We start from the raw sequence: 22,815 nt of genomic DNA, 5'->3' as shown, positions 1-22,815 counted from the left end.
TCACACCAGGCCGGGGAGCGCACCGAAACGCTCCGCGGCCTGCTCGTCCACCACAGTCCTGGCCAGATCCTCGCCCGCTTCCGCCCAGGTTTCGAGCGTGCGCCGCAGTGACGTCATGGCCAGTTCGTCGAGCGACACCCGGTCGGTCGCCACCCGGCCGTGCTCGTCGATCTCGCTCGCGGTCAGCTCCCGCAACAGCACCACGCCACGGGCGGCACCGTCCGGCTTGCGTGCTTCCAGCACCTTGAAACTCGTGCCCGGTACGAACAGCACCCGGTTCGCCACGCCGGCATCGACCGGTTCCAGCAGCTTCGTGCGGCGGCCGGTGATGGACCACACCAGCACGTCCGTCTCATCCGCCACCACGGACGCCGGCTGGGTCAGGGTGTTCAGGAAACCCCATTCGGTCAGCACCTTCTGCGCTTCCAGCAGCGGCCACGCCGAGGACGGCAGCGCAGCGGCGAAAGTCGACGGCCCGCGATGCGAGGGCAACCGGCTCAACCCGGCCACCACGCAACGCGCGATCGGCACGTGCGGCCCGTTCACTCCGCGGCGAAGACCGCCGTCGATGGCCGCACCCTTGACCGACAGGTACAACTGCACGGCCACCGCGTCGGTCAGCACCTCCTCCGACGACGTCGAGAGCACCCCTTGGAAACCCGGGTGCTCGGACAGGATCCGCGCCGCCGTGTTGGACATCAGGCCGTACTCGGCGCCGAGCGACTTGCGCAGCCACTCGCGTTCCTTGTTCACCCCGCGTTTCGGTAGCAGAGCGGTCGCCTCCGCACTGGGGGTCGGCTGGAAGAGCAGCGCTGCCGAGGCCTTCACCACCGGGGTTTTCGCCTCGGGCTGCGGAGCCGCGGCGGGCTCCGGTGCCGCACCGGCATCCGGTGCCGCGGGTGCGGTGCGGGTCGGAGGAGGACCGACGGCTTCGGCTGGACCGGTCGCCGTGGACGCACCGGCGGAGGTGGCCGGACCGGCGGCTGCCGGCGGACCGGCAACCGTGGGCGGGCCGGCCGGGGTCGCCGGACCGGCGACCGTGGGCGGGCGCGCGGAGGTGATGGTGATCGGGACGTTGACCGAGGTCGGGGCAGGTGGCACGGCGAGGCCCGGGTCCAGCCGCTGGGTGAGCGTCGACTCCGGTCCGGTGCCGGTGGCCGGTTTCGGACCATCGGAGTGACCGGCCACCGGTGCCGGACCGCCGGGGCGGCCGGTGGCCGGTGCCGGACCGCCGGGATGGCCGGTAGTCGACGTCGGACCGCCACGGTGGCCAGTTACCGCTGCCGGACCGTCGAGGTGGGCAGTGGTCGGTGCCGAGCCGCCGGGGTGGTCAGTGGTCGGTGCTGGACCGCCAAGGTGGCCGATGGTCGGTGCCGGACTTCCAGGGTGGCCGGTAGCCGACGTCGGGCTGCCGGGGTGGCCGGTAGCCGACGTCGGGCTGCCGGGGTGGCCGGCGACCGGTGCCGGACCGGGATGGCCGGTGGTCGATGTCGGGCCGCCGGGGACCTCGGGCGGAGCGACGGGGCCGGGACCGGCAGCCGGGGGTGTGCCGCCGGGAGTGTCAGCCGGACGAGCGGTGCCGGGCGGCCCGGCCGGGCCGGGGTGACCGGCGCTGGCCGCGCCGGGTGCTTCCGCAGCAGTAGCCGCCGACGCGCCGGGCGCTTCCGCGGCAGTGGCAACCGCACTGGGCACCTCCGCCGGAGTGGTGACCGCGCCGGGGGCCTCCGCCGGAGTCGCGACCGCGCCGGGGATCTCGGCCGGGGTGGCGATGCCCAGTGCGGCCGGTGCGGCGGGCTGGTAGCCGGGCACCGGGGTCGCCGGGCGGTAGGGCTCCGCCGGGGTGCCGCCGTCGGACGGTCCGGTCAGTACTGCGGCGGCCTCGCCGGGTGCGGACGGAGCAGCCCCGCCCGAGGCGGCACCGGGCGCAGCGGGGGCCGGCTCGATCTCGGCCAGTGCCCTGGTCGTGATCTGCGGACGGGCCCGCTCGGCAAGCAGTGCGGCGGCGGGCAGCACCCGGCTCATCCGGCGGGTGTACTCGTCCAGGCGGCCGAGCAGGTCCTCGGCCAGCATCCGCATCCGCGGTGCCGAGGCCTGGTCCGGAGCGTCGAAGGTGAGGTTGTGCACCGCGGCGTCGAGGGTCACGCCGCGGACCGCGGCGGTGTCCGGACCGTCCTGTGGCGGGCGCACCAGCAGACCCGACTGCACGACCTCGATCACCGCGTCCGGTGCGTACCAGTAGACCGCGGGGGCGAGCTCGTCGAGACCGTCGATCGGGGCGTGGTGTGCCAGCAGTTCCGGCAGCGGCGTCGCGGCTGCGGCCGACTCGCGTGGCTGGTAGCCGAGCTCATCGGCGAACGGGCGCCAGCCGAGCCTGCCGTCGAACAGCACGGTCTGCAGGGTCGGGGTGTGCGGCGAGCCGACCGGCAGGCCGGAGTAGAAGGCGACCGGCTTGCCGAGCAGGTCGGCCAGCGCCTGTCCGACCGTGCTTCCCGCCGGCAACGACATCGGGCCGTACTGCACGAACCGGGCCTTGGCCCGCACGTTCTCCGGCAGCCGCACCCACAGCCGGGCCGCGTCGTCGAGGGTCAGCGGCGGGCAGCCGGGGCAGCCGAGCACGATCGTCATGGTGTCGTGCTGCGCGGGCATGCCCGCGATCAGCGCACGGCGGTGCTGCCGCTGCGGGCCGTCGAAGCCGACCGGGCGGATCCACAACCCGCCTGGCAACGGCTCGGCGACCCCGCGCGAGCTCGTGGAGGTCAGCTCGGCGGTGATCCCGGAATCCCATGCCGGGCGGGGAAACCGCTTCGCCTCCCAGGCCGGCGGGCGGCCGGGCTGGAAGCGCACCCAGCCGCTGCCGCGTCCGGAGTGGACGAACAGCGCACCACCGGCACTCGGGATCACCGAACCGTCCGGCGCAAGCACCGTGCGGTTGATCCGCTCGGCCAGCCACTGCCCGGCAAGCGCGGTCGTCTCCCGCGAGCGGCCGCCGATCACCAACCGCACTCCACGGCGGCGCCGTGGCAACGCCTTTGCCACCGATTCCCACATCGAGATCGGCGAATCCACCGGCAGATCCACGACCACCAGATCGTGTTCGGCATCGGCCGCGACGCCAAGCGCAAGTGCCTGTGCCTCGCCGGTCATCCCTTCCGCTAGGTGCACCACCAGCGCATTGCCCACCGTCTTCTTGTCCAGGGCAGGCGAATCCGCACTGCCGCGGCGAACCAGTGAGAGCTCCATGGTCACCTTCGTCCTTCCTGCCAGCTCGCTAGGGTCTTTCCGCTGCTCACACCGTGTGGCCGGGGGACGGGGCCGGACCAGCCGGCGCCGAGCCCATGCGGTGTGCGAGCAGCCCGTACACGAAGAACCCGATCGCGATCAGCACGCTCAGCACCAGTCCGATCAACAGCCCGTTCCAGGCCCGCTTCGCCGGTACGTCCAGGTGACTCGCATCGCCGAGCACCAGCGCCGAGGTCATCCGCCCGATCAGGAACGAATACGCCTCGACGTGGTCCTTCTGTGTTTGCACCATGTCCGGATCACCTCCCTTTCCCTCACGCGGTCAGCCCGGAGGCCCATGAGTAGACCCCGAACAGTTCCAGCAGGATCGGGATCACCGCCACCGCGCTCAACGTCTCCAGCCAGTTCGCCAAATGCCCCCAGATCGGCAGCAACCGCCGCGGCGGCGGCCGCAACATCGCCAGCAGGAGCAGGAAGAACACCAATGCGAGGCCGGCAACGCAGGCGCCGCGCCACTGTGTTGGCAGCGGCTGGATCAGCGAGATCCCCAGCAGCACGAACCCGATCGAACCGGACACCGCGAGTGGCACCCGCTGCCAGACACCGAGCATCGCCCGCGAGCGCATCAGCACCGCCGAGGCCACCAGCCCGGCCAAAATCGCGGGGAACAGTCCACCGTCGACGAGGAACGGAAAACAGCCGGTGAAGATCACCGTCGCGGCAAGGCACGCGATGGTGAGGTAGCCGTCGGCGTACCCGGTCTGGTGCACCATCTGCTCCGCGGACGCAGGCTCGATGTCGTACTGCAGTTCATCGGCCGACCGTGGCAGCTGCGGACCACGGATGCGGGCGAACCGGATGCCGACCCGCGGCGCGAACACCATGAATCCAATGAGGACGGCCGAGACCAGCGCGGCCGTCTGCACCGCGGAGAACCCGGCGCCGAGGTGCAGCCACATGGCGAGCGCACCGCCCACGCCGACCGCAACCACCGTGCCGAAGGGCACGAACGGGATCGACGGCGACCATGCGGCCCGCCCGCCGATCACCAGGCCACCGGCGAGCGCGAAGGTCAGGCAGCCGGTCAGGAACGGCGCGCCCTGCAGGTCGAACACCGCCTCGACACCGGCCGGCGCGATCGCGCCGGCCAGGAAGGCGAATCCGCAGCCACCGAGGCCGAGCAGGGTCAGCAGCGTCCGGTCGTCGGAGCGCACGCCGACGGACACGACCGCCGCCAGCAGCCCGAGTGCCACCACACCGCTGCCGATCGCGGACAACCCGGTCGAGCCCGGGTAGACCAGCACCTGCGCCAGCACCACCAAGGCGAAGATGGCGAACCCGAGGAACAGGCCGCGGTTGAATTCCGGACGCCACCGCCCCGGCTGGCGGCTGACCGCGGTGGCCATACCGTCGGCGATGTCGTCGAAGTCCAGTTCCGGCAACGGGTCCTGACGGGGGCGCAGGTGGAATTCCTCGCCCTCCTTCCAGTCGAGCGACTCCGGGGTGCCCGCCGCGTCCAGCGGTTCTTCACCGAGCCGCTGCAGGACCCACGAGTCACCGAGGTCCGCACGGCCACCGGTGTGCTGCAGCAGCACCGGCAGCAGACTGGTCAACGGCACCGACATCGGCACCGCGAGGTCCGCCCTGCCTTGTGGCCCGTAGACCGTGATCCGGCACAGTTCGCCGGTCAGCGTGCTCATCGCGCGCCCCTCTCCGTCATCGCGAACCACCCGCCAGCTGGGACAGGCCTTCGTCGGGCCGGTCCGCGTCCAGCGGAACGAACCCGGTCTGCACGAGTTTCACGCCACGGCGGGTGACCAGCTGCGCGCGGCCGGCGGGCAGCTTGCGCGGGGTCGCCTCGCCGAGGAACTTGCCCTCCTCCTTGGGATAGGAGAACACCAGGCCGGGGCTGCCGAGTTCCCAGATCCGGCGGATCACCGCGTCACTGAGCGCCCGCATCGCACCCGAGGTGCTGCGCCCGATGATCAGGTGGAACCCGATGTAGGAACCCTGTGACAGCAACGACAACAACGGCTCCAGCGGCGTCCCCATACCGGTGGTCAGCAGCTGGTAGTCGTCGATCACGAAGAACAGCCGTGGCCCGGTCCACCAGTCGCGGCGCTTGAGCCGGTCCGCGGTGATGCTCTGGTCCGGCACCCGCGGGGTGAGCGACACGCTCGCCTGCTGGGCCAGTTCCTGCAACGCCTCGGTGGTGGTCGCGTACCCGACGCGGTATTCCTCCGGCACCTCACCGTCCAGCATCCGGCTCGGGTCGGCCAGCACGATCTTCGCCTCGGCCGGCTGGTACCGCGCGAGCACCGAGCGCAACACCAGCCGCAGCAGGTTGGTCTTGCCGGTCTCGTTGTCGCCGAACGTCAGCAGGTGCGGGGTGGCCGCGAAGTCGTGCCACACCGGCAGCAACCGCTGCTCGTCCTGTCCGAGTGCGACCCGCAGGTCCCCGTCCGGCGGCGGCAGCTGCGTCATCGGCAGCGTCGCGGGCAGCAGCCGTACCGCAGGCGCCGGGGCACCCGGCCAGAACAGGTGCACCTCCTCGGCGACCGCCTTCGTGGCCGCGGCCAGGTCGGCGGTGTTGCCGCTGCCGTCCATCCGCGGCAGGCCGGCGAGGAAGTGCAGGCCGTCCGGGGTCAGGCCGCGACCCGGCTGGTTCGGTACCGTCTTCGCCTTGCGCGAGCCGATTTCCGACTCCATCGGATCACCGAGGCGCAGCTCGAACCGGGTCTGCAGCAGATCCCGCAGGTACGGGCGGATCTCCGACCAGCGCGTGGCACCGATCACCACGTGCACGCCGAACGAGAGCCCGCGCGAGGCCAGTTCGCCGATCTTCTGTTCCAGGTCGCCGTAATCGTTCTTCAGGCTGTACCAGCCGTCCACCACCAGGAACACGTCGCCGAACGAGTCCTCGATCCGGCCGGCCCTGCGCAGCCCGCGGTAGGCGTCCATCGATTCGATGCCGTGCTCGGAGAACACCGTCTCGCGGTGCTCCATGACCTGCGAGATCTCCTCGATCGTGCGGACAACCCGGTCCCGTTCGAGCCGTGTGGCGACCGAGCCGACGTGCGGCAGGCCGTTGATCGACATGATCCCGCCACCGCCGAAGTCCAGTCCGTAGAACTGCACCTCCTGCGGCGTGTGCGTCATCGCGAGCGCCAGCACCAGCGTGCGCAGCACGGTCGACTTGCCGGTCTTCGGGCCGCCCACCACGGCCACGTGTCCTGCCGCGGACGACAGGTCGGCCATCAGCAGCTCCCGCACCTGCTCGAACGGCCGGTCGATCATGCCCATCGGCACCCGCAGCCTGCCCCAGTGCGCCGGGTCCTGCACGGACATCCCGCGCACCGGATCCGGCAGCACGCTCGGCAGCAGCGAATCCAGGCTCGGCGATTCGGCCAGCGGCGGCAGCCACACCTGGCGTGCCGCCGGGCCGGATCCGGTCAACCGGTCGACGAACACGTCCGCCAGCGTCGTCCCGCCGGGGGCGGCCGCCTCGAGCGCCTCCACATCGGACTTCTTCTCCTCGGTCTCCGGCTCGTCGTCCCGCACGATCAATCGGCTCGGCCGGGCCTGGGTGAAGAACGGGACGACCTCACGGCTGGCCCGCGCCGCCTCCACCGCGGAGTTCTCCCCGCCGCCTGCGGGCACCGGACCGGACACGTAGGCGGCCTTGAACCGCACCAGGTTCGTCGTGTCGATCTTCAGGTACCCGTTGCCCGGCTCCGGCGGCAGCTCGTAGGCGCTGCCGGCACCGATCACGCTGCGGGACTCCATCGAGGAGAACGTCCGCAGCGCGATCCGGTACGACAGGTGACCTTCCACCCGGTGGATGCGGCCCTCGTCCAGCCGCTGCGAGGCGAGCAGCAGGTGCACGCCGAGGCTGCGGCCCAGCCGTCCGACCGAGACGAACAGCTCCATGAACTCCGGCTTCGCGCTCAACAGCTCGGAGAACTCGTCCACCACCAGGAACAGCGTCGGCATCGGCGCCAGCTGCTCACCGGCGGCGCGAGCCTTCTCGTATTCGTACAACGACGGGTAACCACTCGCGCGCAGCTGCTCCTGACGGCGCACCATCTCACCGTTGAGCGAGTCCTGCATGCGGTCGACCAACGGCAGTTCGTCGGCGAGGTTCGTGATCATCGCCGAGGTGTGCGGCAACCGGTCCATGCCGAGGAAGGTCGCCCCGCCCTTGAAGTCCACCAGCACGAAGTTCAGGATTTCCGACGAGTGCGTGGCGGCCAGCCCGAGCACCAGCGTGCGCAGCAGCTCCGATTTGCCCGAGCCGGTCGCGCCGATCAGCATGCCGTGCGGACCCATCCCGCCCTGCGCCGACTCCTTCAGGTCCAGCTCGACGATCTCGCCGTCCTCGGTCACCCCGATCGGCACCGACATGCGCGCGCGCTGCACCGCTCGCGGCCGCCACTGCGCCGCGATGTCGAAGGTGTGCACGTCCCTGATGCCCAGCAACGCGGTGAGCCCGAAGTCGCTCTCCAACGGCTGATCGGCGATCTCCAGCGTGCCGCTCGTGCGCTTGGGCGCCAGCAGCCGCGCCAGCCCCTCGGCCTGTGTCACCGACAGCTCGTCCCTGGTCGCCGAACCCACCCCGGTGCCGGCCGGGAACTCGATCAGACCGTCCTTTGTGGTCAGTCGAAGCACCTTCGGGCCACCCGGCAGCGCACCGGTCACGTCGAGCAGCACCACATTGCGCAGTCCCGCGCCGAGCAGCCGCGAAGACTCCGGGATCGTCGCAAGGTGCGCCAGGATCACCACGAACGGTTCGGTCGTGGCGGGCCCCACCGACTTGTCGTGGTCGTCGCGGTCGGCCACGTCCGGGCCGAGGATGTCCATCAGCTCGTCGTGGTCGGCGGCCAGCAGCCGCAGCGGACCGGCCGCATCCCGCAGGGTCGGGTGGTTGTTGTGCGGCAACCACTTCACCCAGTCCCACTGCGACTGCGCCGTTTCCGTGGTCAGCACCGCCAGCCGCAGCTCGTCCGGCGAGTGGAAGGTCACCAGCTGGGCGAGGATCGCCCGCACCAGTGCGACCGCCGCGTCCTGGTCACCGTCGAACTCCACGCTCGTGAAGCTGCGCAGTCCGACCGCGGTCGGGATCCCGGACAACGTCCGGTAGGCCTCGGTGAACCGGCGCAGCGAGATCGCCGACAGCGGTTCCAGGTCCTCGATCGGTTTGGTCACCGGAGGCATCAGCTCCAGCGCCGACTGCTGGGTGCCGAGCCCGATCCGCACCCTGGCGAAATCCTCGTGGCTGACCCGGCGTTCCCACAACCGCGAACCCATCGCGAGCGACCACAGTGAATCCGGCGACGGATTGTTCCAGGCCACCGCCCGCCGCTGGTCCTCCGCGGTCGAGCGGGCCCGTTCCCGCACCTGGGTGATGTAGCGCAGATAGTCCCGTCGCTCGGCCTTCATCTTGCGCTTGCGCTCGCCGGAAGCGCGCGAAAGCTGTCCGAGGCTCATCGCGACCATGGACACGCCCATGCCGCCGCCGATGACGTAGGTGAACGGTGAACTGCCCGCAACCCCGGAGAACGCCAGCACCATCACCAGCGACCCGATGGCCATCGGCAGCATCATCAACAGCGAGTTGAAGTCGCGCGCGGCCGGTTCCGCCATCACCGGCGGTTCTTGCAGCTCTTCCTGGCCTTGGGGCATCTCGGGGCCCACCGCACGCGGGCCCCGCTTCACCGTCTCCGTACTCATCGGCGCACCACCCTCACTCGAGCACCCCCGAGGAGCTGCGGTTCACCGAGCTGCGCCAGGCCGAATCGTCCTGCCGCAGCAGATCGGCCATGGTGCGCTCCTCTTCTTCGGCTTCCTCGCCGTCCTCGTCCCCGGCGGCCGAACTGTCCGCTTCGGACGGTCCGGGGTCGGGTTCCGGTCCGTCGCCGCACATCGGCAGGTCGTCGGAGATGAGCGGGCCCTGACCGGCGCGCAGCCGGTGGTAGGTCGCCATGACCTGGGCCTCCTCCGGACCGGCCGGTTCGGGCTGCTCGGCCCGCCACGGTTCGGCACTGCGCTCGACGTAATCGGTGCTGATCTCCTCGGTCCGGTCCGCACCCTGCGCAGGCGTGCCGATCGGCAACAGACCGGGCAGGAACTCGGCGGTGCCGACGTCCCACGCGGAGGTGTCCTCCGCGTCGATCGGCTGCACCACGGCAATGCGCACGATGTCGTCTGCGTCGCCGCCGTGCGGAGTCACCGGCGGCGCGGCGTGCTCCTCCCGCTGCGTCTGCCCGGCTGTGCCCCATCCGGTGTTCGCAGGGACCTGGTCCGCCACCGGCTCGCCGGGTTCGCCCACCCACGCTTGCGGATCGGCGGTCAGCGGGCCGGCGCCGGGCCGGGTGGGCTCGCCGTCCACCGGCGAGGTACCGACCGGGACCGACGGAAGCACGCCTTGTTCCACCGGAGCATCCTCGGCGGGCGGCATGGCCCACGAAGCGGCTGCACTGCGCGGGGTCTCCTCGAACGCACTCGGATCACCGACACCGTCCGGCGCCTGCACCGCCCACGGCTCATTCACATTGCCCAACAGACCAGCAGAATCCGGCCGCTCCGCACCCGGCTGATTCATCCCACCGGCACCACCCATACCACCCGGCGGCACCATCGGCGGCGCGCCCTGGCCAGGCGTCTGCTGGTCCTGCGGACCGTTGCCGATGGCCCCGGGGAGCTCGACCGGCGTGTCGGCCTGGTTGTCCGCCGGAGCTGCCCAGGCAGCCGACTCGCTCCGTGGGGTCTCCCCGAACGCACTCGGATCACCGACACCGTCCGGCGCCTGCACCGCCCACGGCTCATTCACATTGCCCAACAGACCAGCAGAATCCGGCCGCTCCGCACCCGGCTGATTCATCCCACCGGCACCACCCATACCACCCGGCGGCACCATAGGCGGCGCGGTCTGGCCCGGACCCTGCTGCTGTTGCTGCTGACCGTTCTGGTTGCCACCAATCGGATCCGGCAACTTCGGCAAATCACTCCCACCGAGGCCCTTGAACCCATCACCCGGCGACTCGCTGCCACCGACACCGCCCGGCCCATCACCCGGCGACTTGGTGCCGCCAATGTCGCCCGGTGGTGGTGCCCAGCCTGCCGATTGCAACGGCGGCGTCGCGCCGTGCGAACTCGGATCGCCGATGCCGTCCGGCGCCTGCACTTCCCACGGCTCATTGACGTTGCCCAACAGACCAGCAGAATCCGGCCGCTCCGCACCCGGCTGATTCATCCCACCGGCACCACCCATACCACCCGGCGGCACCATAGGCGGCGCGCCCTGGCCCGGACCCTGCTGCTGTTGCTGCTCACCGTTCTGGTTGCCACCAATCGGATCCGGCAACTTCGGCAAATCACTCCCACCGAGGCCCTTGAACCCATCACCCGGCGACTCGCTGCCACCGACACCGCCCGGCCCATCACCAAGGGAGTCGCTGCCGCCGGCGCCACCGACGTCGCCCGGCGGCGGAGCCCACTCCGCGGAATCGAGTGGCGGCGTTTCACCGTGCGAATTCGGGTCGCCGATACCGTTCGGGATCTTGTCCAGCCACGGCTCCTTGACATTGCCGAGCAGGCCCGACGAGTCCGGCCGCTCCGCACCCGGCTGATTCATCCCACCGGCACCACCCATACCACCCGGCGGCATCATCGGCGGCGAACCCGCACCCGGACCCTGCTGCTGTTGCTGCTGACCGTTCTGGTTGCCACCAATCGGATCCGGCAACTTCGGCAGGTCGCTCTCACCGAGGCCCTTGATCGGACCCGGACCGCCGAGATCGTTGCCGCTGCCGTCCCCGAGACCATCGGCGCCGCCCGGCGGCGACGGGATCTGCGGCGATTTCAAGCTGCTGCCGCCCGGGTTGTTGCCTGCTCCAGGTGGCGTTTCACCGTGTGAATTCGGGTCGCCGATACCGTTCGGGATCTTGTCCAGCCACGGCTCCTTCACGTTGCCGAGCAGACCCGACGAATCCGGCCGCTCCGCACCCGGCTGATTCATCCCGCCGGCACCACCCATACCACCCGGCGGCATCATCGGCGGCGCGCTCGCACCCGGACCCTGGTCCGCGGGCGGCTGCTGCAGCCCAGGCGGCAGCTGCGCCGGGTTGAGTGCGTTGTTGGTCAGGCCACCACCGGGGCCGGAACCCCCTGGCGGTGACGGGATCTGCGGCGACTGCAGGTTGCCCGCATTGTTGCCGCCGAGGTTGTTGCCGCCGAGGTTGTTGCCGGTGCCGCCGGGAGGCGACGGGAGCTTCGGCGAGGTGAGGTTGTTGCCGCCGGTGGCATCCCCTGGCGGCGGGGTCTTGATGTTGTTGTTGCCAATCCCATTGGGACCACCGCCGGTGCTGCCCGGCGGCGGGGCAATCGGCGGCGGCGAGATCGGCGGCGGCGTGCCGTTGCCAGTACCGCCCTGATCACCCGGAGGCGGCGGAATCTCCGCATTATTCACCGGCGGCGGCGTGCCATTACCAGTACCACCCTGATCACCCGGAGGCGGCGGAATCTCCGCATTATTCACCGGCGGCGGCGTGCCATTACCAGTACCACCCTGATCACCCGGAGGCGGCGGAATCTCCGCATTATTCACCGGCGGCGGCGTGCCATTACCAGTACCACCCTGATCACCCGGAGGCGGCGGAATCTCCGCATTATTCACCGGCGGCGGCGTACCGTTACCAGTACCACCCTGATCACCCGGAGGCGGCGGAATCTCCGCATTATTCACCGGCGGCGGCGTGCCATCACCACCCGGGCCGTTGTTCCCACCCGGCGGCGGAGTGGTGACCGGCGGAGGCGTGACCGGCGGCGGGGTCGGTGGCGGGGTGACCGGCGGCGGGGGCGGTGGCGGATCGGTGACCGGGGGCGGATCCGGCAGGTCAGGGCCGTCGCCACCGCCGGTGCCACCGTCACCGGGGCCGGGTGTGGGCGGCGGGGTCGTCTTGCCTTCGTTGACGTGGACGGTGTTGTACTTCTGCGAGAGCTGGCCGGCGACCTTGCGCATGTCGTTGGTCATCATCTCGACCGCGTCCGGGTACTGCGAAATGTAGGCACGCCCGTCATCGAGCTGCTTGCCCCGCGCGATGACCTGCGCGGCGTAGTAGCGGTCGATGTAGCGAATCGTGTCCTGCGCCCACTGGAGGTAAGCCGCGGCGTTCACCAGGTTGTTCGGCACGTTGTTCGCGCCGCCGCCGTCCCCGATCCGGTCTGCCAGATCGGAGAACTTGTTGGCGAACGTGGTCATCATGGTCTTGAAGTTTCCCGCGGAGGTGCCTTTCCACGGGCCGTCGTCACCGGCGAGGGCGGCGGTCTGATCCTTGATCGACTGGGCGATCATGGTGAGGTTCTGTTCGACCTCCTGGAACACCCCGGCAGCGGACTGCAGTGATTGCCAGTTGACGTTGCCGTAGGCCTTGTCCAGGCTGTCCTGGCCGGGTTCCATGGAACCCCCGCCCAGTACCGCGGCTTCGATCTGCTTCCACGACAATCCATCGAAATCCTTCGACGGGTCACCAGTGCTGTTCTGGTTGCCGGTCTGGGTCGTGTCCGGCCAGACCCCGGTGTCGTCCGAGGTGTATCCGTGGGAGTTGTCGTCAGCCATCTTTCCTCGATCGCTTCGAGCCGGGACAAACCGCCGCCCGTATGCCTTACTTCGTCTGCCCCACGCCGGTGATCTCGCCGTTGACCTTGTTGAAGTACTCGTTGTACTTGTCCGCGGTCATCTTGTTCAATTCATCGGCGTTGTCGTAGGACTTCGCGGCCTGCGTCACCGCCTCCGAAACGTCGCCGAGGGCCTTGACCAGGTCGTGGATCGAGCTCCTGGTGCTGTCCCGCAGTGCGTTCGAACCGAGAATCGGCGTGAAGATCTTGTTCTGCGCGGTCAGGAAGAACCCGGGCTTGAGCAGCACCTCGTCGAGCTTGCCGGGCAAATCCTTCAGCGGACCCTCGGCAAGGGTCTGCATGTTCTTCGCGAACGTGCGCATCGCCTCGGTGTTGACCGCGGTGACGCCCTTTCCCGGATGGTCGGCACCACCCGGAACCGGCGGCGGGTCGCCCACGTCACCCGGCGGGATCCACTGGTTGTCGACATCCGGCGGGGTCTGGTCACCGGGGCTCTGGAAGTCACCGCTGTCTGTTGCCGCATTGTTGTTGTTCGTTGTGCCGAGCGATGCTCCGGTATCGGGCACGGTTGCTCACCGTCCTTTCAGGTCCGCTTCTGTGGTGCGGCGAGAACACCGCACCACAGAAGACCGACGTCAGTTCGAACCGAACCGGTTGGCGTTGTTCTTCTCGGTGCTTGAGGTGCCCTCGTTGATGTTGCCGAGCGTCTGCGCCGCCGCGTCGAGACCCTGCGGCAGGGTGAGTGCCTGCTGGTGGCAGTAGTTGTAGGTCTCGTGGAACATGTCCGCGGCAACACCGGTCCAGTTCTCACGCTGACCGTCGATAACGGACTTCATCTGGTCCAGCAGTTCGGTGATCTGGTTCGACTGCTGCTTCGCCTGGCCGACGGTGTCCTGCATCGTCGAAAAGTTGATCTGGAACTGACCCAGAGCCATGGGGTTGTCCTTTCGTGGGAAACGGGGCGGGGATCAGAAGCCGTTGAGACCGCCGCCACCGATGACGGCGGCGTTGGTGCGGGCGGCCGAGGTGTTGTCCGAGTCGCGGTTGTCGTACTCGGCTGCCGACTGCTGCACGTTCTGCGACAGCTGGTCCAGCTTCTGCACGATCCGCCGGACCGTCTGGTCGAACTGACCCATGGCCTCGTTGAACACCACGGCCGAGTCGGACTGCCAGGTGCCGAACAGCGCCTGCATCGTGCTGTCGACCTTCTGGTTCACCCCCGTGATGTTCTGCCCGGTGTCGCTGATCGTCTGCGCACCCTTGCGCATGACGTTGGTATCGACGCGTGCGCCGTCCTGCGAAGCCATGCTTTCTCCTCTGGTCGTGTTCTCCGTTTTGCCGTCTCGGCCCGGCCGAGCCGGCAGGTGTCCCCGCACGTGACCTTCGCTTCGGCCGGTACGAAGGGCAGGGGCGACTACCGCTTAAGGTAAGTGCCTGGTCCACGCGTTGTCGCTGCGTTGTTCCCTTCTGAACACCGGCCTGCGGCCAGTGGGGCAACCGGTCAGAAAACCGGACAAATGGGTGTGTCCGCTGGACAATGGCGCTACTGCCGCCCGCGTACCCGGCCGGTTGCCCCTTTGTTCGCGAAGTCCTGCCCGACCGGCCATCGCCGGGATTGTCGGTTCCGCGCCCTAGACTGCGACAGGTGATCGACCAGTTGAGCATCCCGACCGAGGCCGGTTCCTTCGACGCGATCGCCGCAGGCCCCGAGGATGGCAGGCCGGTGCTGCTCCTGCACGGCTTTCCCGAGGCCGCCGTGGAGTGGGAGCACCAGGTGGCCACGCTCGGCGTGCTCGGCTACCGCGCGGTGGCGCCAGATCAGCGCGGCTACTCACCCGGCGTGCGCCCGCAGCAGCCTGCCGAGTACGGCATCACGTCACTGGTTTCGGATGTGCTCGCAATCGCTGATGCGCTGGGCTGGACCCGGTTCGATTTGGTTGGCCACGACTGGGGTGGCGCGGTCGCATGGTGGACCGCCGACGAGTACCCGCAGCGGCTGCGCAGCCTCACCGTGGTGTCCACCCCGCATCCGGGCGCGCTCGCGGAGGCCTTGCGCACCGACGAGGACCAGCACCTGCGTTCGGGATACCTGACGGAATGGCGGCAAACGCCGGCCACCGAACGCCGCATGCTGGCCGACAACGCAAAAGCTTTGCGCGACATTTTCGACCGGCGAATCCCACCGAGCAAAATCGACGAATACGTGCAACGACTGACCGAACCGGGTGCACTGACCGCCGCACTGAATTGGTACCGAGCAGGCCGCCAAGGCGGGAAAATCGGCCGGATTTCGGTGCCTTCTCTCTACATTTGGTCCACAGAGGACGTCGCATTCGGCTCCACCGCGGCCTTCGCCACCGCACAATGGTGCACCGGACCGTACCGCTTCGAAATGCTGGAGGACGTATCGCACTGGGCGGTGGAGGAAACCCCGGAGGCGATCACGTCACTGATCGTGGAACACCTCGGCGGCCAGTGATTACCCGGCACGCATTGTCGCGGACGGGTTGTCGCGGGCGGGTTACCCGGCACGCATTGTCGCGGACGGGTTGTCGCGGGCGGGTTACCCGGCACGCATTGTCGCGGACGGGTTGTCGCGGGCGGGTTACCCGGCACGCATTGTCGCGGACGGGTTGTCGCGGGCGAGTTTGTGGTGGACCTGCTGCCGCGGTATCCATTGAGGACAGTCGAAGGTCGCGACGATCCGGGATGGCAGTGTCCACTGCGGACTTTGCCGGACCGACATCGGCGCGGGCGCCGGGTGGCGCTCTGCGTACTGAACCACGCCGTCAAGGCGCATGGGACCCCAGCGGTCAAGACCGATGCTTTCGCGGAGTCCGCGCGCGCCGGCACACCCGGGTCCTGCACCGCTCGCCAGGGTGTGCGCTCGGCTGTCCGGCGCAATCCACTCAAACCGGCGAAACCCGCGGCGGCCACCCGGCTCGCGGTACCGGGCGGTGCGCGCGTGGTGTTCAGTGTCGGGCGTGGAAACCAGCACAGAAGCCGAAACCGAGCGCGTCGTCTTCGTGTCCGAGGACGGCGTGCCCACCGGGGAGACCGGGCCGAAGCTCGCCAGTCATCACGGCGAGACGAAACTGCACCTCGCGTTCTCCTGTTACGTCCTGCGCCGGTCGGACCGGGCGTTGCTGATCACGCAACGTGCGCAGCACAAGAAGGTGTGGCCGGGCGTCTGGACCAACAGCGTCTGCGGCCACCCTTCCCCCGGCGAAGCGCTCGAGGACGCGGTCCGCAGGCGGGCGGCGTACGAGCTCGGGCTGCCGCAGTTGGACGACCTCGAATGCGTGCTGCCGAAGTACCGCTACCGGACCCCGCCGTTTCAGGGGATCGTGGAGAACGAGTTCTGCCCGGTGTTCGCGGCGTGGAGCGAGCGCGAGCCGGAGCCGAACCCCGAGGAGGTCGGCGACTGGCAGTGGATTCCCTGGGCCGATTACACACAGTTGCTCGAAGATCCGGTGACAGACGTGAGTTACTGGGCCCGTGATCAGTTCGCCCAGCTCAAGGATCGGAAACCGTTTTCCGGGCTCTGATCGGGAAACTGCGTTGCGTGACAACGGCGGAACCCCATCGTCCACTTGAGCGAAATTCGCCTTCGCACGTACCGATGCCTCAAGCCACCGCTCCTATCAGACGACAACGTTGAGGTGGCGGAGGTGGGTGTGTCGGCGGAGAACGAGCTCACGACGGGGACCCCCGCGCCGGATCTGCTGGCGCTGCACGAGTCCATCGCAGACCTGTTCGCCACGCAGGGCGACTGGCGCCGTGCCTACCGGCACCTGCGGTCCGCACTCGACATCGCCAGAGCCGGCAGCCTGCGTGATCCGCTCACCTCGAGTTACAACCGGCGCTATCTCGACCAGCGGTTACCCGGGTTCCCGGCCACCGGGAAATTGGCGGTCGCGCTCGTCGACCTGGATCGGTTCAAGTCGGTGAACGATACGTACGGTCACCTCCTCGGCGACCGGGTCCTCTGCCGCGTCGCCGACCTCCTCCAAGAGGGGCTGCCGCCGGATGCGTTCTGCGCCCGTTACGGTGGCGAGGAGTTCGCCCTCGTCCTGCCCGGCGTCAACCACCGGAACGCAGTGTGGATCGCCGACGCCGCCCGTGCACGGATCGCCCGTCACCCCTGGTCAGAACTCCAGCCGGGGCTGCAGGTGACAATCAGCGTCGGCCTGGCGCACGGCGTCGGCTCCGGTTCGCGGCAGCTGCACCGGGCCGACGACCTCCTGTACGCCGCCAAACGCGCGGGGCGCAACAAGATCGCCTATCAGGACCGCGAATCGTCCCAGGTCATTACGCACTCTGAGTAACGCGGACCGGGAATTACTTCATTCACGAAACCCGATCTTCACCTGTTCGTCCGCTTCAGCGCTCCGGGGATAGACGCAAGGTGAAGAATTTCCCGGGAGGGTGTCGTCACGAACGGCGGGTATCCGTACGATAACGAAAAGCTCCCCCGGTACGACGTGTCCTGGGAGACCTGGTCACCCGCGACCGGGTTCGAAGGCGAGCCGCCCTGATCGGCGCCCTTACGTGCGAGAGGAGACCGAGTGCCTGACGAGCGCGCCACCCCCGGCACCGGTCGCCACTCCGATTCCGCACCCCGCTCCGGACGCCGCCGCTCGATGGACACCCACGGCGGCATCAGCGTGTCCGACGTCGTCGCACGTCACACCGGGGAACGCCCCACCTTCGGCAGCGAGTCCGGCAACCGCCGCGCGGAACCGAGCACCCGACGGCCGAGCCCATCCGCCGACGGGACCCGGGCCAGGCCGGCCGGCCGAACCGCCGAGCCGAGCCCGCCGGCTCGCAGCTCGCAGCTCGCCGAACCCGGTGCGCATGCCGCGGAACCCCACGGTCACGCAGGCGAAGCCGGCCCCGGACAGTCCGATTCGGGCGCGCACGCCGTCGACTCGGGAGCACGCCGAGCGACCAACGGCGGCGCCCGCCACGTGGCCCCCGACGTAGCCGCGGACGAGGAAGACCTCGCGGAGGACGAACCGCCCAGTCACCAGCGGGACCCGCGCATTCCCCGGCACGCCGAGCCACCGCACTCCCGCCGGGCCCACCCCGAACCACCGCCCGCCGCATTCCCGGCGGGCGGCTCGATACCCAGGCCAGACGCCACCCCACCCGGGGCCGACGCCCCGGCCAACCGATACGGCAGCCCGCCACCCGGCCACACCGACACCACCCCAGGCGCCCCAGACCCCGCCGACGCCACCCCAGGCCAGCGAGGCCCCGGCACCCCCACGCGAGGGCGACGAGGTCCCAGCGACCTCACACCCGGCCACGCCGTCCCCAGCGACCTCACACCCGGCCACGCCGTCCCAAGCGACACCACACCCGGCCACCCAGGACCCGCCGACGGCACATCTGACCACCCGGACCCCAGCGACGGCACGACCGGCCGGCCGGACCCCGCTGACGCCATGCCGGTCCGGCCGGGACCCAGTGCCCCTGCACCCGGCCGACACGGCCCCATCGAGGTCACGCCCGACCGGCCAAGCCCTGCCAATGCCACGCCCAACCGGCCAGGCCCCACCGACGCCACGCCCGGCCGGCCAAGCCCCACCAACACCCCGCCAAACCCGCCAGGCCCCACCAACACCCCGCCCAACCGGCCAGGCCCCACCAACACCCCGCCAAACCCGCCAGGCCCCACCGACACCCCGCCCAACCGGCCAGATCTCGCGGAGACTCCGCCCAACCGGCACGGCCATGCCGACGGCGCGCCCGGCCGGGCGGAGGCTGACGGCACCGCATTCGGTCGGCCGGGTCCCGCCGGCCCGATGCCGGGGCGGTCGGGAGCCGGTGCCCCCGGTCGGCCGGTGGACGGTGCGGGTCGACGTGCTCCAGCGGCTGCCCGGCCCGAGCACAACGGCGCCGAAGCCGGGCGGTACGGCGTGGCTGACGCCGGATCCGATCGGCCCGGTCCCGACGGCCCGGCAGACAGTCGGCCCGGTCGGCAAGGGTCGATCGGCCCGGAGGACACCGCGGTACACCGGACCGACGAGGCGATCGCCGAACGGAACGGTGTTCCCGGAAGGCCCGGCCCCGGCACAGCTCTGCCACCACGCGGCCGTCGACGGGCCGGCGCCGAACTGCCTCCCGAACCTCGCCGCCCCGTCGACGGGGCACTCCCGCAACGAGCACAACGACCTGCCGATGGCCCACCGCTCCCGGGACCACCCCACGACCCGCAACGACCAGGCCCCCAGCGCCTCGAGGACGAACCACGGCGACCGGGACCGCAACACCCCGAAGACGGGCCATCGACTCGCGGGCCAGACGAGTCATCGGGTTACGAGTCCCAGCGCCCGGGGGACGGGTCTTCGAATCAGGGGCCGCCGTACCCCGAAGACGAACCGCCGGCTCGCCGGCCGCAACGGCCCGGAGATGCGCCGTCGGGTCGCGGGCCCCGGCGGCCGGGGGACGAATCGCCGCGGCCCGGGTCCCAGTGGCCCGGAGACGGAGGAGTGCCGGCGCGGGCGGTCGGGGGGCCGGGCCGTGGCGCGGTGCCGCCGGGGCCGCGCCGGGGCGGCGGTGGAGAGATCGTCACCGACGGGCCGGGGGGCTGGCAGCGGGAGCCTGCGGTCGTTCCGGACGGGGTGCTTGAGCCTGGGGTTCCGGACGGGGCACGGCCGCCGGGGCCGCGTGTTCCGCCGGTGGGACGGCGGAACACGGGAGCACGCAGGCGACGTCCGGCGGTGCCTGGTGGCGGCCGTCCGGACGGTGCGAACTCGGGCCCCGGACAGTTCGGCCCGGACGCGGACCCCGGAAGGTTCGGCGCGACCGGTGCGGAGCCGGGTCGCAACGGGGCGGCGAACGGGGTGCCCAACCGGCCCGGCGCCGTTTCGGAGGTGGAGCGCACCCAGATCTCGGCCGCGTTGGCGCCCAACGACGGACCGCCCAGCGACGGACTGCCCAACGGCAGACGAGCCAATGGCTGGCGGGGCCGGCCGGGGCCGGGTGGCGCACCGGGGAACGAACGTGCCCCGGTCGAGGGAACGGCCGAAGCCGAGCGCACTGCGTTCGACGGCGAACGCGTCCCGGCGGACGCCGCGTTCAGCAGCGAGCCGGACACCGCCAAACGCAACGGCGAGCGGGGCAAGCCAAGGCGCAACGGTGAGCGCACCAACCTCAACGACGAACCGGTCGCCGAGCACGCCAACTCCGAGCCCGACAGCGCACCGGCCAACGCCGAACGCACCCAGCTCACCTCGGCAGCCAACGGCAACCGCCGGAACCCGGTGCCCGACGGTGAACGCGGCCGTGGCGGGAAGCTCGAGCGTGCCCGGCTCGCGGCCAACGGCATGCGGGATCGCGTGCGCGGGGCGGCGGTCGCGGCCAAGCCGAACGGCGAGCGCACCCCCGCGCCGGGCGATGAGGCGACCGAACTGGCCGGCCGCACCGACGGCCCCGAGCACACCCGGCTGACCCCCCGCCCGGATGGCGAACGCACCCAGCTCACTGCCCAGCGGGACCCCGAACGCACCCGCCGCACCGGCGAGCCGGACCCCGAGCGCACCCAGCTGACTCCCGACCCGGAACGCACCAAGCTCACCGCCAAACCGGACGCCGGGCGGACCCAGCTCACCGCCGCGCTCAACGGGGTTGGGCTGGGCAAACGGCGGGCGCCTCGACGGCCCGCGACGGGGCGGCGCGAGCAGGATCGTCTCATCATGACCGATGAGATGGAGGCGATCGACGAAGCAACGCAGTACCGGCGCAAGATCGACCACAGTCTCGCCCGTTTCTCCGCGGCGCACGACGATGCCGCGGCGGAGGAGGCCAAGCGGCGCGAGCGGCTGGAACGGTTCACCTCCCGCCCGGTCGCACTGCTGGAGCAGACGCGTACCGCGCTGCAGCGGGTCGTCTCCCCGGTCACCGGGGAGAAAGCGCCGGTCGAGAAGCCGCAGCAGACCCGGTTGCAGGAGAAGAAGCAGCGGCACACCGAGCGCAGCGTCCGGATCGGCCGGATCACCTTGATCGTGTTCGCCGTGCTGGTCTTCCTCGGCACCGGGGTCGCATGGGGAGCGGTCAACTGGTTCGACGCCAAGTTCACCGAGGTCTCCGCGCTCGACGAGAACTCGGCCGACATCCAGAACGCCGACGCGCAGGCCAACGACGAGAACTTCCTGATGGTCGGCTCGGACAGCCGCGACGGGGTGGCCGCGGAGGAAGGCGCCGGCACCGCGGACTCCACCCCGGGTGCGCGTTCGGACACGATCATGGTCGCGCACGTGCCCGCCGACCGTAAGCGCGTCGTGGTCGTTTCCTTCCCACGGGACCTGGAAATCGACCGGCCGGCCTGCAACCGCTGGGATCCGGCGAAGTCCGCGACCACCGACGAGGTCTCGCCGGAGCAGAAGATCGCCAAGCTCAACACCGCGTTCGGGGTCGGCGGACCGCAGTGCGTCACCAAGGTGATCCAGAAGATCACCGGGCTGCGGATCAACCATTTCGTCGGCATCGACTTCAACGGCTTCAAGGAAATGGTCGACGCGGTGCACGGCGTGACCGTCCACAATGAACAGCCGATCGACGACACCACGCTCGGCAAGGTGCTGATGGAAACCGGCGACGTGACCATCTCCGGCGACCAGGCGCTGAGCTACGTGCGGGCCCGGCACGTGAAGGGCGATCCCACCTCCGACTACGGCCGGATCAAACGGCAGCAGGAATTCATCGGCGCACTGCTGAAAAAGGTGATGTCCTCGGACGTGGTGCTCGATCCGGGCAAGCTGTCCGGCTTCATCACCGCGTTCGCCAAGGCCACCTTCGGCGACAACCTCGGCGTGCAGCAGATGATGACGCTCGCCCAGTCGATGCGCGGCCTCGATCCGAGCAAGATCAACTTCATGACCGTGCCGACCGTCGGGTTGCCCAACAAACGCGGTAACGAGGTACTGGTCGAGTCGAATGCGAAGAGCCTGTTCGACGCCCTGCGCGACAACACTCCGCTGCCCGGCGACAAATCGGTTCCCGGGCCGTCCACGAACGCCTCCCAGACGGGTTCCTCGCAGACGTCGCAGGCATCCGATCCGGCACGCTGACCGGCCGGATTCGTTAGGCCGGGTTCACGTGCGGTTCACCCGGCGATGCGGTTTTCGCACTGCGCACACCGTAGACTGAGGGCATGCGTGAGGCCTACCATGTCGAGCTCGATCAGCTTGCCCAGAACCTGTCCACGATGTCGGCTCAGGTGGCCGACGCGATGGAGCGGGCGACCACGGCACTGCTCGAGGTGGATCTCGGCCTCGCCGAGCAGGTGATCAGCGACGACGCGAAGGTCGACGACGCACGCGCCGAATGCGAGGAACAGGCCTACGCACTGCTGGCACTGCAGGCCCCGGTCGCCACCGACCTGCGTGCCGTGCTCGCCGCCATCCACGCGGCGGAAAGCCTGGAGCGCATGGGCGATCTCGCACTGCACGTGGCCAAGGCCGCCCGCCGCCGTCACCCGGAACCGGTGCTGCCGGAGTCGGTGAAGCCGTACTTCGCCGAGATGGGCCAGGCCGCGGTGAAGCTGGCGCGCCAGGCCGAACAGGTCATCCAGACCAGGGACGTGTCCGCGGCAAAGGACCTCGAAGCCGACGACGACCAGGTCGACGACATCCACCGGCATCTGTTCACCGTGCTGATGGACCGCGATTGGGCATACGGTGTCGCCGCCGCGGTCGACATCACCCTGCTCGGCCGCTTCTACGAGCGCTACGCCGACCACGCGGTGTCCGTGGCGAAGCGGATGATCTTCGTGGTCACCGGCCGGATGCCGGGCTACGGCTCGGACGAGGACCTCACCGTCTGAACCACCTGCCGCCGCCCGCCCGCCGCCGGAATCACGTGCGGCGGGCTTTTTCGTGCCCGGAAAGGGAAACGGGCGCCCCGCCGGGAACCGGGGGCGCCTCTGTGGAC

13 protein-coding genes are annotated in these 22,815 nt (G+C 70.1%); 5 read left to right on the top strand and 8 right to left on the bottom strand.

What is annotated here, in order from left to right:
* From ABD793_RS23390 to ABD793_RS23355, 8 genes are all read right to left on the bottom strand, one after another.
* Nucleotides 1-3,240: a hypothetical protein gene (locus ABD793_RS23390; RefSeq protein WP_344863407.1), complete on the bottom strand. Its 3,240-nt coding sequence runs from the start codon at nucleotides 3,238-3,240 to the stop codon at nucleotides 1-3.
* 46 nt (nucleotides 3,241-3,286) lie between these two features.
* Nucleotides 3,287-3,532, bottom strand: coding sequence for a type VII secretion protein EccB (locus ABD793_RS23385; RefSeq protein ID WP_344863405.1), 246 nt, complete (start codon nucleotides 3,530-3,532; stop codon nucleotides 3,287-3,289).
* Between the two features lie 22 nt (nucleotides 3,533-3,554).
* Complete coding sequence (gene eccD / locus ABD793_RS23380) at nucleotides 3,555-4,940, bottom strand: type VII secretion integral membrane protein EccD (protein WP_344863403.1); 1,386 nt, start codon at nucleotides 4,938-4,940, stop codon at nucleotides 3,555-3,557.
* 16 nt (nucleotides 4,941-4,956) lie between these two features.
* The gene (gene eccCa, locus ABD793_RS23375) at nucleotides 4,957-8,970 is read right to left on the bottom strand and encodes a type VII secretion protein EccCa (RefSeq protein WP_344863401.1); all 4,014 of its coding nucleotides are present in this window, start codon (nucleotides 8,968-8,970) and stop codon (nucleotides 4,957-4,959) included.
* 13 nt (nucleotides 8,971-8,983) lie between these two features.
* Nucleotides 8,984-12,856 carry a hypothetical protein gene (locus ABD793_RS23370; protein ID WP_344863399.1) on the bottom strand — a complete coding sequence of 1,291 codons (3,873 nt, stop codon included), beginning with the start codon at nucleotides 12,854-12,856 and terminating at the stop codon, nucleotides 8,984-8,986.
* 46 nt (nucleotides 12,857-12,902) lie between these two features.
* Nucleotides 12,903-13,442 carry a hypothetical protein gene (locus ABD793_RS23365; RefSeq protein WP_344863397.1) on the bottom strand — a complete coding sequence of 180 codons (540 nt, stop codon included), beginning with the start codon at nucleotides 13,440-13,442 and terminating at the stop codon, nucleotides 12,903-12,905.
* Between the two features lie 69 nt (nucleotides 13,443-13,511).
* Nucleotides 13,512-13,811, bottom strand: a complete 300-nt coding sequence (locus tag ABD793_RS23360; protein ID WP_344863395.1) for a WXG100 family type VII secretion target — start codon at nucleotides 13,809-13,811, stop codon at nucleotides 13,512-13,514.
* A 33-nt stretch (nucleotides 13,812-13,844) separates the two neighbouring features.
* Nucleotides 13,845-14,183, bottom strand: coding sequence for a WXG100 family type VII secretion target (locus ABD793_RS23355; RefSeq protein WP_344863393.1), 339 nt, complete (start codon nucleotides 14,181-14,183; stop codon nucleotides 13,845-13,847).
* Between the two features lie 338 nt (nucleotides 14,184-14,521).
* Between ABD793_RS23355 and ABD793_RS23350 the strand changes: the two genes are divergently transcribed.
* From ABD793_RS23350 to phoU, 5 genes are all read left to right on the top strand, one after another.
* Nucleotides 14,522-15,355, top strand: a complete 834-nt coding sequence (locus ABD793_RS23350; protein ID WP_344863700.1) for an alpha/beta fold hydrolase — start codon at nucleotides 14,522-14,524, stop codon at nucleotides 15,353-15,355.
* A 505-nt stretch (nucleotides 15,356-15,860) separates the two neighbouring features.
* On the top strand, nucleotides 15,861-16,424 hold the full coding sequence (gene idi, locus ABD793_RS23345; RefSeq protein ID WP_344863391.1) for an isopentenyl-diphosphate Delta-isomerase: 564 nt from the start codon (nucleotides 15,861-15,863) through the stop codon (nucleotides 16,422-16,424).
* 114 nt (nucleotides 16,425-16,538) lie between these two features.
* The gene (locus ABD793_RS23340; protein WP_344863389.1) at nucleotides 16,539-17,204 is read left to right on the top strand and encodes a GGDEF domain-containing protein; all 666 of its coding nucleotides are present in this window, start codon (nucleotides 16,539-16,541) and stop codon (nucleotides 17,202-17,204) included.
* A gap of 3,375 nt (nucleotides 17,205-20,579) precedes the next feature.
* The gene (locus ABD793_RS23335) at nucleotides 20,580-21,953 is read left to right on the top strand and encodes an LCP family protein (RefSeq protein WP_344863698.1); all 1,374 of its coding nucleotides are present in this window, start codon (nucleotides 20,580-20,582) and stop codon (nucleotides 21,951-21,953) included.
* An 83-nt stretch (nucleotides 21,954-22,036) separates the two neighbouring features.
* The gene (gene phoU / locus ABD793_RS23330) at nucleotides 22,037-22,708 is read left to right on the top strand and encodes a phosphate signaling complex protein PhoU (protein ID WP_344863387.1); all 672 of its coding nucleotides are present in this window, start codon (nucleotides 22,037-22,039) and stop codon (nucleotides 22,706-22,708) included.
* The last annotated feature ends 107 nt before the right edge of the window (nucleotides 22,709-22,815 follow it).

It is taken from the genome of Amycolatopsis ultiminotia (assembly GCF_039536925.1).
In the GTDB taxonomy this organism is placed as follows: domain Bacteria; phylum Actinomycetota; class Actinomycetes; order Mycobacteriales; family Pseudonocardiaceae; genus Amycolatopsis; species Amycolatopsis ultiminotia.
The sequence above is the reverse complement of the archived record's forward strand: the minus strand, read 5'-3'. Positions and strand labels throughout refer to the sequence as shown.

Bases quoted from the DNA above. Each gene is read 5' to 3' on its own strand.
- ABD793_RS23360 (WP_344863395.1), bottom strand. From the start codon at position 13,811: ATGGCTCTGGGTCAGTTCCAGATCAACTTTTCGACGATGCAGGACACC.
- eccD (WP_344863403.1), bottom strand. From the start codon at position 4,940: ATGAGCACGCTGACCGGCGAACTGTGCCGGATCACGGTCTACGGGCCA.
- ABD793_RS23355 (WP_344863393.1), bottom strand. From the start codon at position 14,183: ATGGCTTCGCAGGACGGCGCACGCGTCGATACCAACGTCATGCGCAAG.
- ABD793_RS23335 (WP_344863698.1), top strand. From the start codon at position 20,580: ATGACCGATGAGATGGAGGCGATCGACGAAGCAACGCAGTACCGGCGC.
- ABD793_RS23390 (WP_344863407.1), bottom strand. From the start codon at position 3,240: ATGGAGCTCTCACTGGTTCGCCGCGGCAGTGCGGATTCGCCTGCCCTG.
- ABD793_RS23370 (WP_344863399.1), bottom strand. From the start codon at position 12,856: ATGGCTGACGACAACTCCCACGGATACACCTCGGACGACACCGGGGTC.
- ABD793_RS23385 (WP_344863405.1), bottom strand. From the start codon at position 3,532: ATGGTGCAAACACAGAAGGACCACGTCGAGGCGTATTCGTTCCTGATC.
- eccCa (WP_344863401.1), bottom strand. From the start codon at position 8,970: ATGAGTACGGAGACGGTGAAGCGGGGCCCGCGTGCGGTGGGCCCCGAG.
- phoU (WP_344863387.1), top strand. From the start codon at position 22,037: ATGCGTGAGGCCTACCATGTCGAGCTCGATCAGCTTGCCCAGAACCTG.